The sequence below is a fragment of the Stenotrophomonas sp. TWI169 genome, from assembly GCF_039674705.1.
GTDB lineage: Bacteria > Pseudomonadota > Gammaproteobacteria > Xanthomonadales > Xanthomonadaceae > Stenotrophomonas > Stenotrophomonas maltophilia_P.
Genome location: NZ_JBDJOB010000004.1, coordinates 19,536 through 34,925 on the forward strand (window position 1 = coordinate 19,536; position 15,390 = coordinate 34,925).

The window sequence follows — 15,390 nt, forward strand, 5'->3', positions numbered from 1 at the left end:
GCGTGGTCTCCAGCTGGATCCTGCTGCTGGTCTCGGTTGCCTATGCCGCACTGCTGTTCGGCGTGGCATGGTGGGGCGACCGTCGGCCGATGTACCCGGACCGGCCCTGGCTGCGGCCGGTGGTCTACAGCCTGGCGCTGGCCGTGTACTGCTCGTCCTGGACCTTCTATGGCGCGGTGGGCACCGCCGTGCGCAACGGTATCGGCTACCTGCCGATCTACATCGGGCCGCTGCTGCTGCTGCTGTTCGGCTGGCGCATCATCGAGCGCCTGGCCCTGATCGCCCGCAGCCAGAACGTGGTGTCCATCGCCGATTTCATCTCCTCGCGCTTCGGCCGCTCGCGGCGCCTGGCCGCGCTGGTGGCGATCATCGCCCTGATCGGCATCGTTCCCTACCTGGCCCTGCAGTACAAAGCGGTGGCGATGAGCCTGCAGGTGCTGACCGGCAACACCGGCCCGACCGGCTTCTTCAGCGATCCCGCACTGTATGTCGCCCTGCTGATGGCCCTGTTCGCCACGCTGTTCGGCACGCGCCAGGTGGATGCCACCGAGCATCACCACGGCATGATGCTGGCGATCGCCCTGGAATCGGTGATCAAGCTGCTGGCGATGCTCGCCGTTGGCGTATTCGCCTATGTGTGGCTGACCGACCGCACCGATGCGGTGGTCGAGTCGGTGCATACGCTGTTCACCGGATTGCCGCCGGTGGGATTCATTTCGCAGACCCTGCTCAGTTTCCTCGCCATCGTCTGCCTGCCGCGCCAGTTCCATGTCGCGGTGGTCGAATGTGGCGATGTACGCGACGTGCGCCGTGCACGCTGGATGTTCGGTGGTTACCTGGTGCTGATCTCGGCGATGGTGCTGCCCATCGCCACCGCGGGCGTCACATTGTTCGGCACCGGCGGCAGCGTCGCCGACGATGCGATGGTGCTGGCGCTGCCGCTGGCCGAGGGCCGCAACGCGCTGGCGCTGGTCGCCTATGTGGGGGGCTTCTCTGCCGCCACCGGCATGGTCATCGTCTCATCCATCGCGCTGGCCACCATGGTCAGCAATGATCTGGTGATGCCGGTGCTGCTGCGCCGCAGTGGCGATCACCAGGAAGCAGCCGACGTGGCCTCGCGCGTGCTGTGGATCCGCCGCCTGGCGATCCTGCTGCTCGCGTTGATGGCGTACAGCTACTACCGCAGCAGCAGCAACGACAGCACCCTGGCGTCCTACGGCCTGATGGCGTTCGCCGCGGTAGCGCAGTTCGCACCGGGCCTGATCGGCGGCCTGTATTGGCGTGGCGCCAGCCGCCGCGGCGTGGAAACCGGCATGCTGCTCGGCTTCGCCACCTGGCTCTATACCCTGTTGCTGCCGGCGATGACCATGGCGGGATGGGTCGACGCCGGCTGGGTCCAGCAGGGCCCGTTCGGCATCGAATGGCTGCGCCCGCAGCAGCTGTTCGGCATGACCGGCTGGGATCCGCTGACCCACGGTACCTTCTGGTCGTTGCTGGTCAATGCAGCAACGATGATGCTGGTGTCCGCACGCTGGCGGCCGGGGGTGGACGAGCGACTGCGTGCTGCGCCCTTCCTCGATCCGTACGCCGAGCGCCCCTCGGTCGCCGGCGGTTGGCCCGGCCACGTGCATGTGGGCGACCTGCTGGCGCTGGCCTCGCGCGTGGTGGGCGAGCGTCATGCGCGGCGTTCGTTCTTCGAGCAGGCGCAGTCGCTGGGCCGCGAACTGCAGTCTTCCGCGCCGGCCGACCGGCCCTGGGTGCAGTTCACCGAGCGCCTGCTGGCCGCGTCGATCGGTGCCGCCTCCGCGCGCCTGCTGCTGACCAGCCTGCTGCGCGGCTCCGGCATGGACCTGGGTGAGGTGGTGGCGGTGTTGGACGAAGCCGGACAGGAACTGCGCTTCAACCGCGAGATCCTGTCCACCACGCTGGAAAACATCAGTGCAGGTGTCAGCGTGGTCGATCCGGACATGCGCCTGACGGCGTGGAACCGCCGCTACCAGGACATGTTCGGCTACCCCGACGGCATGCTGTACGTGGGCCGCCCGGTGGCCGACCTGATCCGCTACAACGCCGAACGGGGCGAGCTGGGCGAGGGCGACATCGAGGTGCAGATCAACCGCCGCATCGGCTACATGCGCGCCGGCTCACCGCATGTGTTCGAGCGCACGCGCAGCGATGGCAAGGTGATCGAGATGCGTGGCCAGGCCTTGCCTGGCGGCGGCTATGTGACCAGCTACAACGACATCACCGATTACAAGCACGCCGAGAAGGCGCTGCTGGAAGCCAACGAAACGCTGGAACAGCGCGTCGCCGAGCGCTCCCACGAAGCTGAAGCCGCCCAGCAGTCGAAGACCCGCTTCCTGGCCGCGATCAGCCACGACGTGCTGCAGCCGCTCAATGCCGCGCGCCTGTTCGCTTCGGCGCTGCGTGACAGCGTCCATGTGAGCGACGAGCAGAAGCATCTGGCCGAGCGCGTGGATGCCTCGCTGCGCGCGGCGGAGGAGCTGCTGGATGGCCTGCTGGACGTATCGCGGCTGGATGCAGGTGGGTTGCATCCGGTCATTGGCGAGTTCGACGTCAGCGCGCTGATGCGCGAGCTGGCCGCACAGTACACGCCGGTTGCCGCCGGCCGTGGCCTGCGCCTGGATCTGTTCGCGCGCCCGGCATGGGTGCGCAGCGACCGGCGCCTGCTGCGGCGTGTGCTGCAGAACTTCCTGGCCAACGCGCTGCGCTATACACGGCAGGGCCGCATCGTGCTGGCCGTGCGCCATCGGGGCGAGGAAGTGGAACTGCAGGTGTGGGATACCGGCCCCGGCATCCCGGAGCATCACATGCGGCAGATCTTCGATGAGTTCCATCGCTACCAGCAGCCCTTCGACTGGGGCGAGCAGGGCCTGGGCCTGGGCCTGTCGATCTGCCAGCGCATCTCGCGCCTGCTGGACCATCGGCTCAACGCACGCAGCCGCGTCGGCAGCGGGTCGATGTTCTCGATCATCCTGCCGCGCGTGGCGCCTCTGCCGGGCTACACCGAGCCTGCCACGGCGGTCCAGGTGGCCGCCACGCCGGTGCGCAGCGATTCGCTGGCCGGCCTGCGCGTGCTGTGCGTGGACAATGACGAGGAAATCCTCGACGGCATGCGTGCGCTGCTGGGTCGCTGGCAGGTGCAGGTGATCACCGCCGCCACCGTCGATCAGGCGCTGGAAAAGATTGCCGAGCGCCCGCAGGTGATGCTGGTGGATTACCACCTGCATGACCGCATGGATGGCCTGGACGCGCTGGTGGCACTGCGCGAGGCGGCAGGATATCCGCTGCCCGGTGCCCTGCTCACTGCCGATGGTCGCGATGAGCTGAAGCGGATGGCGCGCGAGCGGGGTTATCGGGTGCTGACCAAGCCGATCAAGCCGGCCTCGCTGCGCGCCTTCCTCGGCGCGCTGCGCGACGCCGGCAGCAACGAAGCCTGATGGCAACTGTAGAGCCGAGCCCATGCTCGGCTCCGCGCGCAGTGCGGTGCTGATATAGCCATCGCTATACAAACCAGCCCTGCCTGCGCGTTTCACCAGAAATGTGCCACACGCGAATCGCGATGCTAAGCTTCGCGTCCCCTTGGGGAGTAGCCGGATTCCTACGCAGGAATCGTCCACGTCAACATACTCGGCCAGTGCGCCGTGGCGTGGACAACCATGATGGTTGGCGAGACCAGCGGCCCGCGCGCGCAACGTCAGGTTGGGCGCGAGCGCAGGCCGTGCGTCCGTCCTAGCCCGACCTCAGCAGCCACACATGTCCCCCATTTCGATCCTCCTGATCGGCTTTGCCATGTCCACCGATGCCTTCGCCGCGGCGATCGGCAAGGGTGCGGCGATGCGCAAGCCGGTGTTCCGCGATGCACTGCGTGCCGGCATCATCTTCGGCGTCATCGAGGCGATCACGCCCATCATCGGCTGGTTGCTCGGCCGCGCCGCCCTGCAGTACGTCGAAGCCTTCGATCATTGGATCGCCTTCGGCCTGCTTGGCGCTCTGGGCATCCACATGATCTACAACGGTCTGCGTCCGGATGAGGGTGAAGAAGATGAAGACCCTTCGCAGCACCACGGCTTCTGGAAGCTGGCGCTGACGGGTTTCGCCACCAGCATCGATGCGATGGCGGTGGGCATCGGCCTGGCGTTCATGGACGTCCATATCGGCGTGATGGCGGCGGTCATCGGCCTGTGCACGCTCACAATGGTCACCGTCGGCATCATGCTCGGCCGCGTGCTGGGCAGCATGGTTGGCAAGCGTGCCGAGATCATTGGCGGCGCGATCCTGGTGATCATCGGCGCGACGATCCTGTACGAACACCTGCGCGGCGTGGGCTGAGCAGGGGCTACCTGTAGAGCCGAGCCCACGCTCGGCTGGCGTATGAAGCAGCCGAGCATGGGCTCGGCTCTACGTCAGGGTGTTGGCTGACAGGCATTGCGGTGTTGCACTGATGGAGAGGCTGTCATGCGTGCCATAGCCTCTTCGCATGGCCAGTCCCGCACTTCGTTATGGTCGTTGGTCGCATACCGGCAATGTCTATGCGCTTACCACGGTAACGCACGCGCGTCGTCCCTGGTTCATAGACAAGGCCAACGTTGAGCTGCTGATCGAAGCCCTGCGCACGGTAGAGCGGACCGGTCGTACCTTCTCCCTGGGCTGGGTGATCATGCCCGACCACCTGCATTGGTTGATGGAGTTGCGTACCGGCACGCTGGCCGGCTGCATGCAGATCCTGAAGTCCAGGAGTGGAAGATCCATCGCCACGCGCGTTGATGCGAACGTACCGATCTGGCAGCCGGGGTACTACGACCATGCGTTGCGCAGTGATGAATGCCTGCTCACGCAGGCGAGATACATTGCGGCCAATCCCGTGCGTGCAGGGTTGGCTACCCGTATCGCGGAGTACCCCTATGCCTGGAGTCGATGGCCGCTTGAGGCATGATTGGCATTGAGGCGAAGAGCAGCCGAGCATGGGCTCGGCTCTACGAGGGCATCACGAGACCCCGTGCACGGCACCGCAGTACGCCGCGATCAGTCTTCTTCCGGCGGCAGCACGATCGCGTCGTCGTCGATGGCCAGCTTGCCGGCCATCAGCACCGCCTGGGTGCGGTTGGTCACGCCCAGCTTGCGCAGGATCGCGGTCACATGTGCCTTGATCGTCGCTTCGGAGACGTTGAGGTCGTAGGCGATCTGCTTGTTCAGGCGGCCGGCGCCCAGCATCTGCAGCACGCGGAACTGCTGCGGCGTCAGCTCGCGCAGGCGCTGGCCGACCTCGCGTTCCTCGCGCTCGGTGGGTGGCACGTTGTGTGCCTCCGGCGGGGCCCACGTCTCGCCGTCGAGGATGGTGCCCAGCGCATGACCGATGGTGTCCGAGTCGGCGGACTTGGGAATGAAGCCCAGCGCACCGTGATCGAGCGCACGGCGCATCACCGTGGCCTCCTCCCGCGCGGAGACGACCACCACCGGCAGGTGAGGATGCAGCGAGCGCATGTGCACCAGTGCGTTGAAACCCTGTGCACCCGGCATGTTGAGGTCCATCAGGACCAGGTCGGCATCGTTGTGCTGGTCGGCCAGCGCATACAGCGCTTCCACGCTGTCAGCCTCGAACAGCTGCACTCCGGGGATGACCCGCTGTACGGCCCCACGCAGGGCTTCGCGGAACAGCGGGTGGTCATCTGCAATCAGGAGGGTGGTCATGGTCGGGGGGAACCGTGGGGAAACTGTTCGGGGGCCAGGCCCCTGGGGTCAGAGCCCTTTCCCTGCGGAAAGGGGTCCGACCCCGGGTCGTACGTCAGCGTACCTTGCGTTCGTCCACCAGTGACGCCACCACCGACGGATCGGCCAGGGTCGAGGTGTCGCCGAGCTGGTCCGGCGCGTTTTCAGCAATCTTGCGCAGGATGCGGCGCATGATCTTGCCCGAGCGGGTCTTCGGCAGGCCCGGTGCCCACTGCAGGTGGTCCGGGGTGGCGATCGGCCCGATTTCCTTGCGCACCCATGCGATCAGCTCCTTGTGCAGCTCTTCGCTCGGCGCTTCCTCGGCCACCAGGGTGACGTAGGCATAGATGCCCTGGCCCTTCACGTCGTGCGGGAAGCCGACGACGGCGGCTTCTGCCACCTTCGGGTGCGAGACCAGCGCGCTTTCGACCTCGGCGGTGCCGATGCGGTGGCCGGACACGTTGATCACATCGTCCACGCGGCCGGTGATCCAGTAGTAGCCGTCTTCGTCGCGGCGGCAACCGTCGCCGGTGAAGTAGCTGCCCGGATACGTGCGGAAATAGGTGTCGATGAAGCGCTGGTGGTCGCCGTACACCGTGCGCATCTGGCCCGGCCAGGAATCACGGATGATCAGATTGCCTTCGGTCGGGCCGTCCTGGATCTCGCCATCGGCATTCACCAGCGCCGGCTGTACGCCGAAGAAGGGCAGGGTGGCCGACCCCGGCTTGAGGTCCATCGCACCGGCCAGCGGCGAAATCAGGATGCCGCCGGTCTCGGTCTGCCACCAGGTATCGACGATCGGGCAGCGGCTGTCGCCGACCACCTCGTAGTACCAGCGCCAGGCCTCGGGATTGATCGGCTCGCCGACGCTGCCGAGCAGGCGCAGCGAGGCGCGCGAGGTCTTCTTCACCGGCTCCTCGCCTTCGCGCATCAGTGCACGGATGGCGGTCGGGGCGGTGTAGAAGATCGACACCTTGTGCTTGTCGATGACGCTCCAGAAACGCGAGGTGTCCGGGTAGTTCGGCACGCCCTCGAACATCAGCGAGGTCGCGCCGTTGGCCAGCGGGCCGTACACGATGTAGCTGTGGCCGGTGACCCAGCCGACGTCGGCGGTACACCAGTAGATGTCGTCCTCGCGCAGGTCGAACACCGCTTCGTGGGTGTATGCCGCGTACAGCAGATAACCGCCGGTGGTGTGAAGCACGCCCTTCGGCTTGCCGGTGGAACCGGACGTGTAGAGGATGAACAGCGGATCCTCGGCGTTCATGCGCTCCGGCTCGCAGGTGGATGGCTGGCTGTCCACGACGTCATGGAACCAGCGGTCGCGCGGGGCCTGCATGTCCACCGCGCCGCCGGTGTGGCGCACCACCAGCACGGTCTCCACGGTGTTGGTGCCCGGCAGTTTCAGGGCTGCATCGACGTTGGCCTTCAGCGGAACCTTGCGGCCACCGCGCAGGCCCTCGTCGGCGGTGATGATGAGCTTGCTCTGGCAGTCGCTGACACGATCGGCGATCGAGTTCGGCGCGAAGCCACCGAACACCACCGAGTGGATCGCACCGATGCGCGCGCAGGCCAGCATGGCCACGGCAGCATCGACGATCATCGGCAGGTAGATGGTGACCCGGTCACCCTTGCCGACGCCCAGGTTGCGCAGCGCATTGCCGAGCCGGCAGGTGCGCTCGTACAGCTCGCGATAGGTCACGTGCTGGGCCGGTGCGTCCGGGCTGTCCGGCTCGAACAGCAGGGCGGTCTTGTCGCCACGGCTGTCCAGCTGGCGGTCAAGGCAGTTGACGCTGGCGTTGAGCTCGCCGTCCTCGAACCACTTGATGTGGAAGTCGGCCAGGTCGTAGCTGACGTTCTTGATCTTCGTCGGCGTGCGCATCCATTGCAGGCGCTCGGCGGCCTTGCCCCAGAAACCCTCCGGGTCGGTCACAGAAGCCTGGTACTGCTGTTGGTAGGACGTCTTGTCGATGCGTGCCTTGGCGGCGAACTGCGGATCGACGGGGTAGATATCAGCCATGGCACCCTCACTTGCACGTTGACTTTGTATGTGCGGTCGCAGCATCGCAACGACCGATCCCCCTCAGTTTGCCCCATCCACCCCCGGCCGCGTCACCACTGTGCTTAGACCATGGTCGAAAGTGAGCGCCCTGCGGGCCCGGCTTCGACCAATGGCGAATAGCCGGTGCGCGCATGTGCCCCGCAGTCTCGGCTCGACCGTGCCCCACGCGCGGCATCACCTTGCCACTTGGGAGAGAGGGCAACATGAGCCACCGTACGTTGAAAGCCGTGCGCACACCTTTGGCGGCCTGCCTGCTGGTCGCCCTGGTCGCACCGGGCATGGCGTTCGCAGAGACCGCCAAAGAGAAAGCACTCGAATCACGCGTCGCCGAACTGGAGCGCCAGGTCCAGCTGCTGCTGTCTTCGCAGCAACAGCAGCAGACCCAGATCGCCCAGACCCAGCAGGCGGTGACCGAAGTCCGCACCGTGCAGTCCGAGCAGAAGCCGGCGGTGCCGGCCGGCAAGCAGCCGATCCAGGTCACCACCATCACTCCGGGTGCCGCACCGGGTACCACGGTCAAGATCGGTGGCTTCATCAAGGCTGACTTCCTGGCGACCCAGACCAGTGACGGCCAGCTGGCCGACGATGCCACTGGCCGTTCGCTGTATCTGCCGGGCCAGACCCCGGTGGAAGGCGCCGGCGGAAACGGCAGGCGTTCGGGCACCGACTACAACGCCCACGCAAAGTTCTCGCGCTTCAACCTGGGCATCGACAACGTGAGCGAGTCCGGCAACAAGGCCGGCGCGTTCTTCGAGATGGACTTCTTCGGCAACTCGCTCGGCAACCAGACCGCCACCAACACCTACGGTGTCACCCTGCGCCATGCCTACATGTACTGGAACAACTGGCTCGCCGGCCAGACCTGGTCCAACTTCATGGACGCGGCCGCATTGCCGGAAGCGGTCGACTTCGTCGGCCCGACCGACGGTGTGATCTTCGTACGCCAGGCACAGGTGCGTTACACCAGCGGCGGCTTCAGCGTTGCCCTGGAAAACCCGGAAACCACCACGCTTACCGGTACCCGCAATCCGGTCACCGGCGCCTGGACCAACGCCAGCGCCAACTCCGATCGCGGCAGCCTGCCTGATCTGACGATGCGTTACGGCTGGAAGGGCGACTGGGGCACCTTCGGCGTCGGCGGCATCGTCCGCCAGCTGAAGGTCGACAACCAGACCACCGGCGCCAAGGCCGACAAGGTTGCCGGCGGCCTGACCCTGGGCGGCAAGTGGGTGATGGGCGACAGCGATTCGCTGCATTACCAGTTCACCGGAGGCGAGGGCATCGCGCGTTACATCGGCCTGGGCATCACCGCCGACTCGGCCTATGACATCGCCCGCGACGAGCTCAATCCGACCGGCGTTCTGGCCGGTTACGTGGGCTGGCGCCATGCGTTCTCGCCGAAGCTGCGCACCAACCTGATCTATGCGCGCAGCGACTACGACAACGACAGCGTGCTGGGCCCGCTGGTCACCAAGAGCGTGCAGAGCATCCGCGGCAACATCTTCTACTCACCGCTGCCCAAGGTCGATGTCGGCGCCGAGCTGATGTATGGCCGCCGCGAGATCGAGAACGGCAACAAGGGTGACATCACCCGGCTGCAGTTCACCACGAAGTACAGCTTCTGACGGCGCGCCGACCCAGGTCGGCCGCTACCGATACTGAGTGCCGACCCACCGTCGGCACCTACCAACAACGATTGCTTCGGAGGGGAAGCGTCTCATGTCCAGCACACCCAGCACCGCGCACAATCCCGCGGGCACCCTAACCAAGGGCCACAAGAAAGTCATCTTCGCTTCGAGCCTGGGTACGGTCTTCGAGTGGTATGACTTCTTCCTGTACGGCTCGCTCGCCGCCATCATCGCCAAGCAGTTCTTCAGCGGAGTCAATGAAACCACGGGCATGATCTTCGCCCTGCTGGCGTTCGCCGCCGGCTTCTTCGTGCGACCGTTCGGCGCGGCCTTCTTCGGCAGCCTCGGCGACCGCATCGGCCGCAAGTACACCTTCCTGGTCACCATCCTGATCATGGGCATCTCGACCTTCCTGGTCGGTGTGCTGCCCAACTACGCGTCGATCGGCTTTGCCGCGCCGGTGATCCTGATCATCCTGCGTCTGGCCCAGGGCCTGGCGATGGGTGGCGAATACGGCGGCGCGGCGACCTACGTGGCCGAGCATGCCCCGGACGACAAGCGTGGCCTGTACACCAGCTTCATCCAGTGCACCGCCACGCTGGGCCTGTTCATGTCGCTGCTGATCATCCTGGCCTGCCGCTACTTCCTGGGCAATGAAGCATTCGAAGCCTGGGGCTGGCGCATTCCGTTCCTGGTGTCCATCGTGCTGCTGGGCATCTCGGTGTGGATCCGCCTGCAGCTGAGTGAGTCGCCGCTGTTCCAGCAGATGAAGTCGGAAGGCAAGGGCTCCAAGACGCCGTTCCGTGACAGCCTGAAGGGCGGCAACCTGAAGCTGATGCTGCTGGTCCTGCTCGGCGCAGCGGCCGGCCAGGCCGTGGTCTGGTACGGCGGCCAGTTCTATGCGCTGTTCTTCCTCAGCAGCATGCTGAAGGTCGACGCCACCACCTCCTACCTGCTGATCGCAGCCGCACTGGCGCTGGGTGTGCCGTTCTTCATCTTCTTCGGCTGGCTGTCCGACCGTATCGGCCGCAAGAAGATCATCCTCGCCGGCTGCCTGCTGGCTGCCGTGACTTACATCCCGATCTTCAAGGGCCTGACCCACTTCGCCAACCCGGCCATCGAAGAGGCCCGCAGCAGCTCGCCGGCCCTGGTCGTGGCCGATCCGTCCACCTGCTCGTTCCAGTTCGATCCGGTCGGCCTGCGCAAGTTCACCAGCTCCTGTGACGTGGCCACCGCCGCGTTGACCAAGGCGGGCGTGCCGTACGACGTGCAGCCGGCAGCGGCGGGTTCGCTGGCGATCGTCAACGTCGGCAGCGCCAGCGTCACCTCGTATGAAGCGGCGGGACTGAGCAAGGACGAAGGCAAGGCCAAGGCCGACGCGTTCGGTGCCGAACTGAAGACCGCCCTGACCACCGCCGGCTACCCGGCCAAGGCGGACAGCGCGCGCATCAACATTGCGGGCACGATCTTCATGCTGTGGCTGCTGGTGCTGTACGTGACCATGGTCTACGGCCCGATCGCCGCCTACCTGGTCGAGCTGTTCCCGACCCGCATCCGCTACACCTCGATGTCGCTGCCGTATCACATCGGCAACGGCTGGTTCGGTGGCTTCCTGCCGGCGATCTCCTTCGCGCTGGTGGCCGGTACCGGCAACCTGTACTACGGCCTGTGGTATCCGATCGCGATCGCGCTGATGTCGGTGGTGATCGGTGGCCTGTTCCTGCGTGAAACCAAGGACGTGGATATCACCAAGTAGGAATGATGTTCACCGGATGAAGGAGAGGCCGTGGTGCAGACCACGGCCTTTTCGTTGCCCTGTAGCGCCGAGCCATGCTCGGCGACCGCGCAGCGCGCGGCACAAAACTCCGCAGACGCGAAAAGACAGCGTTCAATGCCGTAATCGTGGTTGAAAAGCATCCGAAGCCACCCGCCATCTCGCGCCCAGGGTCAGATCCCTTTCGCGCGCGAAAGGGATCTGACCCCGTCGGACAGTGCCGCACCCCGTATAGTCGGCCCATGACGACCACCGCCCCAGCCGACCTCCCCCACCTCCTGCACACCCTGCGCAGCGCCTGGCAGTCGCAGCGCCCGTCGCTGGATCAGCGCGAAGCCGACCTGCGCCGCCTGCGCGAGGCGCTGAAGCCGCGTCTGGATGAAATGGCCCAGGCCATCGCCGAGGACTTCGGCCATCGCGCCGACGTTGAATCGAAACTGGCCGATGGCATGAGCGTGCTGTCGGCCATCGACCACCTGCGGCGCCACCTGCGGCGCTGGTCGAAGCCGCAGCGGGCATCGGCGGGATGGAAGTTGTGGCCGGCGCGCGCGCAGCTGCGGCCGACGCCGTTGGGCGTGGTCGGGGTGATCTCGCCGTGGAACTACCCGGTTACGCTGGCATTGGTGCCACTGGCCACCGCCATCGCTGCCGGCAACCACGTACTGCTGAAGCCTTCGGAACACACGCCCCGCACCAGCGCGTTCCTGGCCGATCTGCTGGCCAGTGTGTTCCCGCCCGATCGGGTGGCGGTGGTGCAGGGTGGTGCGGACGTGGCGGCGGCGGTGTCGTCGCTGCCATTGGACCATCTGCTGTTCACCGGCTCGACGGCCGTGGGCCGCAAGGTGATGGCAGCGGCAGCCGAGCATCTGGTGCCGGTCACGCTGGAACTGGGCGGCAAGTCGCCGGCCATCGTCTGCCGTGATTTCCCGCTGGACAAAGCCGCCGCGCGGTTGGCCACCGGCAAGTGGTTCAACGCCGGCCAGACCTGCATCGCGCCGGATTACGTGCTGATCGATAGCGCGCGTCAGCGCGAGTTCGTGCAGGCGCTGCAGCAGCAGGTGCGTGAACGCTACGGCGACTTCAGCGATGCCGACGACTACACGCGGATCATCAATGAAGGCCAGTACCAGCGCCTGCAGGGCTACCTGGCACAGGCGCGGCAACGCGGGGTGCCGGTGATTCCGCTGGCGCACGTGGATGAGGCTCGCGCCGGCCGCGAGCGCCTGCTGGTACCGACCGTGGTACTGGACCCGCCGGACGATCTGGACCTGATGCGCGAGGAGATCTTCGGGCCGATCCTGCCGGTGCGCGCCTACCCGGATCTGGATGCGGCGCTGGTCGACGTTCTCTCCCGCGACCGGCCGCTGGCGCTGTATCCCTTCAGCCACGACCGCGCCACCGTGGAGCGCATTCTCGCCAACGTGGTGGCCGGGGGAGTGACGGTCAACGACACGCTGCTGCACTTCGCCGCCGATGGCCTGCCGTTCGGCGGGGTGGGCGCCAGCGGCATGGGCGCGTACCACGGCCGCGCCGGGTTCGATGCGATGAGCAAGCGGTTGCCGGTGCTGTGGCAGTCGCGCTGGGCGGGCAGCGACAGGCTGCGGCCGCCGTATTCGAAGATTGCGGGGATGTTGAAGCTGCTGCTGCGGTGAAGCCACGCATGGCGTGGCTCTACTGGTAGGTGCCAACCAAGGTTGGCGCCTACCAAAGCAGGCCCGGGTAGAATGCCCCCATGAAGATCGCCTCGTGGAACGTCAATTCGCTCAACGTCCGCCTGCCGCACCTGGAGCAGTGGCTCAAGGAGTTCGGCCCGGACATCGTCGGTATCCAGGAAACCAAGCTGGAGGACCACAAGTTCCCGGATGCGGCGCTGATCGGCGCCGGCTACCGCAGCGTATTCGCCGGCCAGAAGACCTACAACGGCGTGGCACTGCTGTCACGCGAGCCGGCGCAGGACGTGCAGATCGGCATTCCGGGTTTCGAGGACGAGCAGAAGCGCGTCATCGCCGGCACCTTTGGCGACCTGCGGGTGATCAACCTGTATGTGGTCAACGGCCAGGACGTCGGCACCGACAAGTATGCGTACAAGCTGCGCTGGCTGGAGGCCGTGCACGCCTGGATCGGCGAGGAACTGCAGCGGCACCCGAAGCTGGTCGTGCTGGGTGACTTCAACATCGCCCCGGACGCCCGCGACGTGCATGATCCGGAGGTGTGGAACGAGAACCACATCCTCACCTCCACCGCCGAGCGCGGCGCGCTGAACAAGCTGCTGCAGCTGGGCCTGCACGACGGTTTCCGGCTGCACAACGAGGAAGCCGGCACGTTCAGCTGGTGGGATTACCGCGCGGCGGGCTTCCGCCGCAATCTGGGCCTGCGCATCGACCTCACCCTGGTCTCCGATGCGCTCAAGGGCGGCGCCGTGGCGTCCGGCATCGACCGCGAGCCACGTACCTGGGAGCGCCCCAGCGACCACGCGCCGGCATGGGTGCAGTTGGGGTGAGGTAGCGCCGGGCCGTGCCCGGCGCTGCCCGTCGGATCAACGTATGCTCTTGCGGGTGAACAGGTTGACGATCGCCAGCAGGATCACCGCACCGATCAGCGAGAACAGGAAGGTGCGGATGGTGATCGCTTCGTTGATGCCGCCGCCGAACAGCCAGCCGGAAATCAGCGCGCCGACGATGCCGACCACGATGTTGAGAATGATGCCCTGCTGCGCATCGCGCTTCATGATGATGCTTGCCAGCCAGCCCACGATGCCGCCGACGATCAGCCAGATGATGATGCCCATGATCGAACCTCCGGTGGAAAACCGTGACCAGTTGACGCGCATGGCTGTGAACCCGTCGTGCAATCGCGTGACGGTTGCGTGCGGATGAGCTTGCCAGCCACCCTGGATGGCCCCTGGCGCTTCGGGCCCGTGACGGTCTGGCGGCGGCCACATGTGCCGGGCCAGCGCGGTGAGCCGCAGGCCCGGCAGGTGCTGGCACAGGCGCTGGATCTCGCGCCGGAGGCACTGCCGCTGGTCCGCGACGACAAGGGCCGACCTGAGCTGACCGGTGCGCTGGCCGACCACGGCACGGGCTGGAGTCACAGTGGCGACGTGCTGCTGGTGGCGCTGGGTGAAGGTGTACGGCTCGGCGTGGACCTGGAACTGCTGCGCCCGCGCCCACGCCTGCTGGAGATCGTGCAGCGCTTCTTCCATCCGGAAGAGGTGGCCTGGCTGCAGGGCCTGGACGCCGCCGAACGCGAACACTGGTTCTTCCGTGTCTGGTGCGCCAAGGAGGCGCTGCTGAAGGCACACGGTCAGGGCATTTCGTTCGGCCTGCATCGCCTGCAGCTGGCGCCAGGTGTCGACGGCGCCCTGCACCTGCGCTGGTGCGACCCTGCGCTGGGTGATGCCCGGCAGTGGCATCTGCACGAATGGCAGGCCAGCGGCCAGTTCCGTGCCGCATTGGCCTGGTATCCGCAATGAAGCGGCGAATCAGCCCGGGAAACGGGCGATAATGGCGGCATGAGCGAACACGAACTCCCCGCCGGCGTGACCGCCACGCTGGAGCAGGGCCTGGCCGGCATGGGCCTGGACGCCGCACTGGCGCCGCCGCTGCTGCGCTACCTGGGCCTGCTGCACCGCTGGAACGGCACCTACAACCTCACCGCCATCCGCGACCCGCAGGAGATGGTCACCCGTCACCTGCTCGATTCGCTGGCCATGCAGCCGTTCGTGGCCGATGGCCGCCTGGCCGACCTCGGTACCGGTCCTGGACTGCCCGGTATCCCGCTGGCGATCGCCTGCCCGGGTCTGCAGGTCACCCTGGTCGAGAGCAACGGCAAGAAGGCCCGCTTCATGCGCGAGGCCGTGCGCCAGCTCGGCCTGGGCAATGCCCGCGTGGCCGAGTCGCGCGCCGAAGCGCTGGACGAGGCCGGCCACTACGACCAGTTGACCGCCCGCGCGATGGACACGCTGGCCGGCATCATCCGCGTCGGTGGCCACCTGCTGCGTCCTGGCGGCGTGCTGCTGGCGATGAAGGGCGTCTACCCGCATGAAGAGATCGCCGCACTGCCGGCAGGCTGGCAGGTGCGCGACGTGGCCCCGTTGAGCGTGCCCGGCCTGGCGGGCGAGCGCCACCTGGTCACCGTTACAGGCCCCTGATCCCGCCGCCAACCCTTTGCGCGACAACGGGTTGGCGATCCACGAT

Annotated in this window: 12 protein-coding genes and 1 riboswitch; of the genes, 9 read left to right on the forward strand and 3 right to left on the reverse strand. The window is 66.5% G+C overall.

The features are described from left to right. Positions 1–2 precede the first annotated feature (2 nt). The 3 genes from ABE543_RS04275 (at position 3) to ABE543_RS04285 (ending at position 4,957) form a co-directional block, all read left to right on the forward strand. Positions 3–3,461 carry a PAS domain-containing hybrid sensor histidine kinase/response regulator gene (locus ABE543_RS04275; RefSeq protein ID WP_053517694.1) on the forward strand — a complete coding sequence of 1,153 codons (3,459 nt, stop codon included), beginning with the start codon at positions 3–5 and terminating at the stop codon, positions 3,459–3,461. Between the two features lie 138 nt (positions 3,462–3,599). Further along, a riboswitch (yybP-ykoY riboswitch) is annotated at positions 3,600–3,689 on the forward strand. Between the two features lie 88 nt (positions 3,690–3,777). Further along, the gene (locus tag ABE543_RS04280) at positions 3,778–4,353 is read left to right on the forward strand and encodes a manganese efflux pump MntP family protein (protein WP_053517695.1); all 576 of its coding nucleotides are present in this window, start codon (positions 3,778–3,780) and stop codon (positions 4,351–4,353) included. Between the two features lie 148 nt (positions 4,354–4,501). Further along, the gene (locus tag ABE543_RS04285; protein WP_111187178.1) at positions 4,502–4,957 is read left to right on the forward strand and encodes a transposase; all 456 of its coding nucleotides are present in this window, start codon (positions 4,502–4,504) and stop codon (positions 4,955–4,957) included. A gap of 89 nt (positions 4,958–5,046) precedes the next feature. Here the strand turns inward: ABE543_RS04285 and ABE543_RS04290 are convergent, their stop codons facing one another. Then, complete coding sequence (locus tag ABE543_RS04290; RefSeq protein ID WP_005411662.1) at positions 5,047–5,712, reverse strand: response regulator transcription factor; 666 nt, start codon at positions 5,710–5,712, stop codon at positions 5,047–5,049. Positions 5,713–5,806: 94 nt separating this feature from the next. Next, positions 5,807–7,750, reverse strand: coding sequence for an acetate--CoA ligase (gene acs / locus ABE543_RS04295; RefSeq protein ID WP_346475347.1), 1,944 nt, complete (start codon positions 7,748–7,750; stop codon positions 5,807–5,809). A 245-nt stretch (positions 7,751–7,995) separates the two neighbouring features. Here acs and ABE543_RS04300 point away from each other — a divergent pair, with 245 nt between their 5' ends. From ABE543_RS04300 to xth, 4 genes are all read left to right on the forward strand, one after another. After that, the gene (locus ABE543_RS04300) at positions 7,996–9,417 is read left to right on the forward strand and encodes a DcaP family trimeric outer membrane transporter (protein ID WP_053517699.1); all 1,422 of its coding nucleotides are present in this window, start codon (positions 7,996–7,998) and stop codon (positions 9,415–9,417) included. Between the two features lie 94 nt (positions 9,418–9,511). Then, positions 9,512–11,176: an MFS transporter gene (locus tag ABE543_RS04305; RefSeq protein ID WP_053517700.1), complete on the forward strand. Its 1,665-nt coding sequence runs from the start codon at positions 9,512–9,514 to the stop codon at positions 11,174–11,176. A gap of 260 nt (positions 11,177–11,436) precedes the next feature. Then, positions 11,437–12,846, forward strand: a complete 1,410-nt coding sequence (locus ABE543_RS04310; protein ID WP_346475348.1) for a coniferyl aldehyde dehydrogenase — start codon at positions 11,437–11,439, stop codon at positions 12,844–12,846. 80 nt (positions 12,847–12,926) lie between these two features. Then, the gene (xth, locus tag ABE543_RS04315; RefSeq protein ID WP_065174252.1) at positions 12,927–13,694 is read left to right on the forward strand and encodes an exodeoxyribonuclease III; all 768 of its coding nucleotides are present in this window, start codon (positions 12,927–12,929) and stop codon (positions 13,692–13,694) included. A 36-nt stretch (positions 13,695–13,730) separates the two neighbouring features. Here xth and ABE543_RS04320 read toward each other — a convergent pair whose 3' ends face one another. Continuing rightward, positions 13,731–13,982, reverse strand: a complete 252-nt coding sequence (locus tag ABE543_RS04320; RefSeq protein ID WP_005411656.1) for a GlsB/YeaQ/YmgE family stress response membrane protein — start codon at positions 13,980–13,982, stop codon at positions 13,731–13,733. Between the two features lie 84 nt (positions 13,983–14,066). Here ABE543_RS04320 and ABE543_RS04325 point away from each other — a divergent pair, with 84 nt between their 5' ends. Next, positions 14,067–14,666, forward strand: coding sequence for a 4'-phosphopantetheinyl transferase superfamily protein (locus ABE543_RS04325; RefSeq protein WP_065174253.1), 600 nt, complete (start codon positions 14,067–14,069; stop codon positions 14,664–14,666). A gap of 39 nt (positions 14,667–14,705) precedes the next feature. Then, complete coding sequence (gene rsmG, locus ABE543_RS04330) at positions 14,706–15,344, forward strand: 16S rRNA (guanine(527)-N(7))-methyltransferase RsmG (RefSeq protein WP_053517711.1); 639 nt, start codon at positions 14,706–14,708, stop codon at positions 15,342–15,344. The last annotated feature ends 46 nt before the right edge of the window (positions 15,345–15,390 follow it).

Bases quoted from the DNA above. Each gene is read 5' to 3' on its own strand.
- rsmG (WP_053517711.1), top strand. From the start codon at position 14,706: ATGAGCGAACACGAACTCCCCGCCGGCGTGACCGCCACGCTGGAGCAG.
- ABE543_RS04300 (WP_053517699.1), top strand. From the start codon at position 7,996: ATGAGCCACCGTACGTTGAAAGCCGTGCGCACACCTTTGGCGGCCTGC.
- acs (WP_346475347.1), bottom strand. From the start codon at position 7,750: ATGGCTGATATCTACCCCGTCGATCCGCAGTTCGCCGCCAAGGCACGC.
- ABE543_RS04290 (WP_005411662.1), bottom strand. From the start codon at position 5,712: ATGACCACCCTCCTGATTGCAGATGACCACCCGCTGTTCCGCGAAGCC.
- ABE543_RS04310 (WP_346475348.1), top strand. From the start codon at position 11,437: ATGACGACCACCGCCCCAGCCGACCTCCCCCACCTCCTGCACACCCTG.
- xth (WP_065174252.1), top strand. From the start codon at position 12,927: ATGAAGATCGCCTCGTGGAACGTCAATTCGCTCAACGTCCGCCTGCCG.
- ABE543_RS04280 (WP_053517695.1), top strand. From the start codon at position 3,778: ATGTCCCCCATTTCGATCCTCCTGATCGGCTTTGCCATGTCCACCGAT.
- ABE543_RS04285 (WP_111187178.1), top strand. From the start codon at position 4,502: ATGGCCAGTCCCGCACTTCGTTATGGTCGTTGGTCGCATACCGGCAAT.
- ABE543_RS04305 (WP_053517700.1), top strand. From the start codon at position 9,512: ATGTCCAGCACACCCAGCACCGCGCACAATCCCGCGGGCACCCTAACC.
- ABE543_RS04325 (WP_065174253.1), top strand. From the start codon at position 14,067: ATGAGCTTGCCAGCCACCCTGGATGGCCCCTGGCGCTTCGGGCCCGTG.
- ABE543_RS04320 (WP_005411656.1), bottom strand. From the start codon at position 13,982: ATGGGCATCATCATCTGGCTGATCGTCGGCGGCATCGTGGGCTGGCTG.